This is a genomic window from Mesorhizobium sp. M0848 (assembly GCF_040319805.1).
Taxonomy (GTDB): domain Bacteria; phylum Pseudomonadota; class Alphaproteobacteria; order Rhizobiales; family Rhizobiaceae; genus Mesorhizobium.
The window spans coordinates 1-4,719 of sequence record NZ_JAMYOM010000060.1 but is presented as its reverse complement, the minus strand read 5'-3'; the positions used below and the strand labels follow the sequence as shown (position 1 = coordinate 4,719).

At 60.1% G+C, this 4,719-nt stretch carries 4 pseudogenes; 2 read left to right on the top strand and 2 right to left on the bottom strand.

The window, feature by feature from the left end:
* Positions 1–440: 440 nt before the first annotated feature.
* Positions 441–841 (top strand): annotated as a pseudogene (locus tag NKH95_RS33525) (transposase); the annotation flags it as partial.
* An 828-nt stretch (positions 842–1,669) separates the two neighbouring features.
* Positions 1,670–2,588, top strand: a pseudogene (locus NKH95_RS33075) (transposase).
* Between the two features lie 127 nt (positions 2,589–2,715).
* Here NKH95_RS33075 and NKH95_RS33520 read toward each other — a convergent pair.
* A pseudogene (locus NKH95_RS33520) lies at positions 2,716–3,586 on the bottom strand (IS110 family RNA-guided transposase); the annotation flags it as partial.
* A gap of 225 nt (positions 3,587–3,811) precedes the next feature.
* A pseudogene (locus NKH95_RS33515) lies at positions 3,812–3,963 on the bottom strand (transposase); the annotation flags it as partial.
* Between the last annotated feature and the right edge of the window lie 756 nt (positions 3,964–4,719).

The window sequence follows — 4,719 nt, the reverse complement described above, 5'->3', positions numbered from 1 at the left end:
CTTGCGTCACTCGAAGGTGAAAACTTCTTGCTCATAGTGGCAATCCTTGTTCATAGAGGCGATCTATTGCGAATTGGCAACCTGCAGACCTGGGCTGCCGGTGGGCGTTATTGCGATGCGACCCCCCCGGCGTTGATAGAACCTAGCAGCGACGTATGGGCTGTTTGCGCGAAAGATTCGCCCTAATGGCAGGAATTCGGCATAATTCTTTCAAACTCGCGGAAATCCGGCGAAATACTCACGAACTGTGGGAGGATCTTCATTCACGGCGATCGATGGACCGGGCGAACAGGTGAACTCTTTTAGGTCATGGTCAAGTGTAGTAGATTGGCTCCATGCGCCTTCGCTCGAATATACGGCGTGCTTGGCGTCGATCTGACCGAGATCCATGGGTTGGGTCCCTTCACTCGCGTTGAAGCTCATTGGCGAGCGCGGCACGCGCCATCTCCAGCAACCGCTTCGTCGACATCGAGGATGACGCCGTTCGTTTCCGCTGGAAGGACTGTCGGCACGACAATCGGCAAAAGGTAATGGCCGTCTCGGCCGACGAGTTTATGCGCCGCTTCCTGTTACACGTCCTGCCCGAGGGCTTTCATCACATCCGCTATTAGGGCATCCTCGGCAATCGCCAACGGGCGCAAAAGATCGCCCACTGCCGCGACCTGCTGGGCATGCGGTTCCCGAGCCGTCGGACAGCCGATCCGCAAAGGACTGCCGCGACCGCTACGAGGATCTCACCGGGCATTCCCTCAGGCAATGCCCGGCCTGTCATCATGGGCAGATGATCATCATCGAGACATTCGACGGCACTGCACGCCCGCCATACCAGAATACGTCATGAAGCAGGGGCGCCGCCTTCCTTGTCATCAGCATCGCGCGGGCCCGCTCGGAAGCCAACTGAGCCGGTCCCGCGAAAGTGTGCGCCGTCATCACCGGCAATCTCTCCCAGGCAGGGCGCGGCGCCGATCCTCACATGCCCGAACCGATATCCGTGCTGCTTTGGGCGCACGCAACGCCTTCAATCGCCGCGTCCGCGACCGCATCCGCACCGCCACGCGATGCCTGTTCATGGCTGCGGCCTCAATTTAAAACCCATAGCGGACACCCGTGCCGGCGGCTTAGTCCAACACGTTTTTAGCTCACCGTCGCGATCCACCGCGGCCCGCTCTCGCCGACCCGCCTTTCAGCGCGACATCAAGCTAAAAACGCTCTGCATTATATCCTCCTCTACATGAGGCGCAGCGCTGCCTTGGAACTGCTGCATCACCGACGGAATTTTGGCGCATGTCCTTCGAGTCTCTCGGTCTCCCTCGACTCCATGTCTCTGCCAAAGCTTAATCCGATCGAACCGCCGTGATACGGACCCGTATGCCCGGTGGCGTGGGAGGGGCGGCGTCGCGAGGCGTTCCCTATCCCGATCAATCCTCATAATTCAATCTGAACGTCCAGCGCTCTAGCCCGTCTTATGCACGACGGCGCGTCTGAGAGGTTGGCGGATGTAGCCTAAGCAATTGATTTGGCCTAGGATTCGGTTGTCCAAGCCAGCCCTGCCACCACATCTCGCGAGCCACACCCGCCATGACCGACGATACGTTGCTGCCGCTCTCATTTCCAGCCGTTGGGCGCAAGAAGATCACAGCTGCGTTTGACGGCGGACGCATCACCTCGGATGGTGGCGTCATGCTTTTGGCCGGCAGCCGAGCGACGCGTGCAACTGGCCGACAGGCTGGCCGGTGCGATCCACGATCCGGTCTCGCGCTTCAACGCCCATTACGACGAGCGCTGCTTCCTGCTGATCCACATCTATGACGTCGCGACCGGACGTCCGGTCGCCGTGATCCTGCGTCCTGGCAAGACCCCGACGGGCAAGGAGATCCGCAGCCATCTGCGCCGGCTTGTCCGGCGCATCCTGGTCCGCGGCGACGGCCACAATGGCCGGATGGAGGTCATGGCCTGGTGCGAGAACAATGCGCTCGACTACCTCTTCGGATTGCCGGGTAACAAGGTTCTCCAGCGTCTCGTTGATGAAGCCGCCGACGATATCCGCAGCCGCCGCGCGCTCGAGCAGAAGCCGGTGCTGCGCGGTTATGCCGAGACCCGATACCAGGCGAAATCCTGGAAGACGCAACCTCGCGTCTGCGCCCGCGTCGAGGCAACCACCCGCGGCCTCACATCGCTTCCTCGTCGCCAATCTCGACAAAGGCTCCGCCGCGCATCTCTACGACGTGATCTACTGCGCCCGTGGCGAGGCCGAAAACCTGATCAAGATGCACAAGAGCCAGCTTGCCTCCGACCGCACCAGCAGCCGCTCACCGATTGCCAACCAGGTGCCTCGTCCTCCACACCGCCGCATACTGGCTGATGCTCACCCTGCGCGAGGCGGTGCCCAAAACCGATACGCCGAGTTTGCCACGCTGCGGCTCAGGCTCCTCAAGCTCGGCGCCCGCGTCATCGAACCGTCTCGCGCATCCGCCTGGCCTTCGCCGCCGCCTGTCCCGAGGCCAGCCTGTTCCGACAAATCGCTCTCACGCTCAGCCCGCAGCACCATGAGCGCCGGGGCATCAAGGCCCCGCCGAACCCAAACTTGACCCTCCAGCGCGTTCCAAAGTCCAGTCTCAGTTGCGGTGAAAAAGGCGCCTCATACCTGCATGACCGAACGCTCAGCGGCGCTCCAACCACAAGGCTCATGAATAGGACGGGCTAGACATGCAATGCGATCGACCAAAGAGCGGTCCTCACATCGAACGATGGTGTATTGACCTGCTTGATCTTCACCCGCTGCCTGGAGAGCTTGCCGACCGGCTTGGCCCCTTTCTCAGTCAGCGCCGCTATTAAGGATTCCAGCTTGCGATCGCAGTCAAGCATCTTGGCCTGGTAGGTGTCGTAGAGCTCCAGCCACTGGGTCAGCGCGAAGACATGTTCGTCTCGATAGTTGCCCACCAGCGCGGCGCGGATTGTCTCGATTAGGAATGGCGGCACATCGCGGTAGGTCGCCAAGACGTCGGAATTGCGCTCGCCTGCGACAATAGCCCGGATAAATCCGCATCCCGGTCGCACCGGTAATGTCGGAGGCGACGTGATGAAGTTGTAGTTTCGTCTCCATCAGGACCTTTTGCATGTGCTGAATGTGGGCGCTGCGTATTCCACGAGCCGCTCCCGTTGACGCAAATAGGCGCGCAGGGTCGCAATCTCGGCATCAGGGCGGAAGCTCCCGCGTAACAGACCGTTAGGAATGGAGCTGGCGCAGCCATGCGGCATCGCTCACATCTGTCTTGCGCCCAGGGACGTTCTTGGCGTAACGCGCATTGACCAGAATGACCTCGAACCCGCGCTGCTCGAGAATCTCGTAGGCCGGAATCCAATAGACCCCAGTGGGTTCCATCGTCACACTGGTCACGCCACACGGGTTGAACCAGTCCGCCAGATCGTGCAGATCCTGCGTGAATGTACCGAACGCACGTACTGGCGTGTCAATGCAGGTCGACCGCGGCCATGTGCATTTTGATCCAATGTCGATGGCGGCCGCACCAACGTTGATCGGCTTCAATTCCGGGCGGTCACCGGTCGTCTTTTGGGCATAGCAAATCCTCCATCCGATTGTCGGCACGAGGGTCTGGGCTATGCCATCATCATCTTCCTAATCGGGATCGCCGCAGGGACGGCGTCACCACTCTCAAGTTCGCCTGTACCATGGACCACGTTTTTTTAACGGGGACTGTGCCTCCAAAGCTGACGGCCGCTACCCTCCGAGGTACGAGGAGAGCATGGGCTGTTTCTACCGCGCGCAGGTGGGCAACGGCCCGTGACAGTTTTTTTGGGACTCGCGCTCCGCCTTCAGCTTCGCCACTTCTCTTTCGCAACCGGTCGATCTCCTGCTGTTCCGGTTTCATCTGCCCCTGACCGGGAAAGGCATGGCTGCGGATCGGCCGATAGCTCGCACACCCATTTGCGCAGCACATTCTCGCAAGCTTGAACTCGCGGCTGAACTTCCTTTCTGCATTCCCACTCTCCGAAAACCCGGCAGCAGGCCAGATGTCGTCAACTACCAGATGCCGTAGTATCGGTGCTTGCCCGGAAACTCTACAAGCCAGGTAGGTTCAGCGCATTGTTAAAAGGTGCATCGGCATGCATAGCAACGTGAACACAGACCTTGCTGAGCACCTTGGGTCGCACGGAGCCTGGTTCGCGGATCCTAACCTCAAAGCCGGGCCCGGTTCCTCGGGTCGCTGCAACGCGCCCACTGCGCGCGGCATAACCGGGGCTGGTGGCATATCGTGGCGACCTCTGGTTGCGGGAGGATTTTAGAGGCCGTGGACTCTCTACGTCTATAGGTCGCATTGCATTCGGACTGGCATGGGCTAAATGGTCGCCGGATTTCATTTACGCGCTGGTTGCCGGCTGGAGCATCGAAAAAGGCATATTCGATCGCTACGGCTATCTGCATCGAGAGCCGCACGGATCAGTCCTGCACTTGCCTGCGCACGGCATAGACGACAACGAATGGCTCGTTTGGTTGACGCGAGACGAACCGTTGAAGACGTTTTCGCGTACTTCGGCGTCCGGTGGCGCCTGGTGAGACCACTTTGGCGACTGCCGACTCTTTCATGATGGACAGCATCGAACGACGCTGATCTGACGCTGCTAAAATTCACGTCATGGGCTTCGTGCCCGTGCTTGACGTCCGTCGGAATCCCGGGAGCCAACAATGGTCGCCACAAA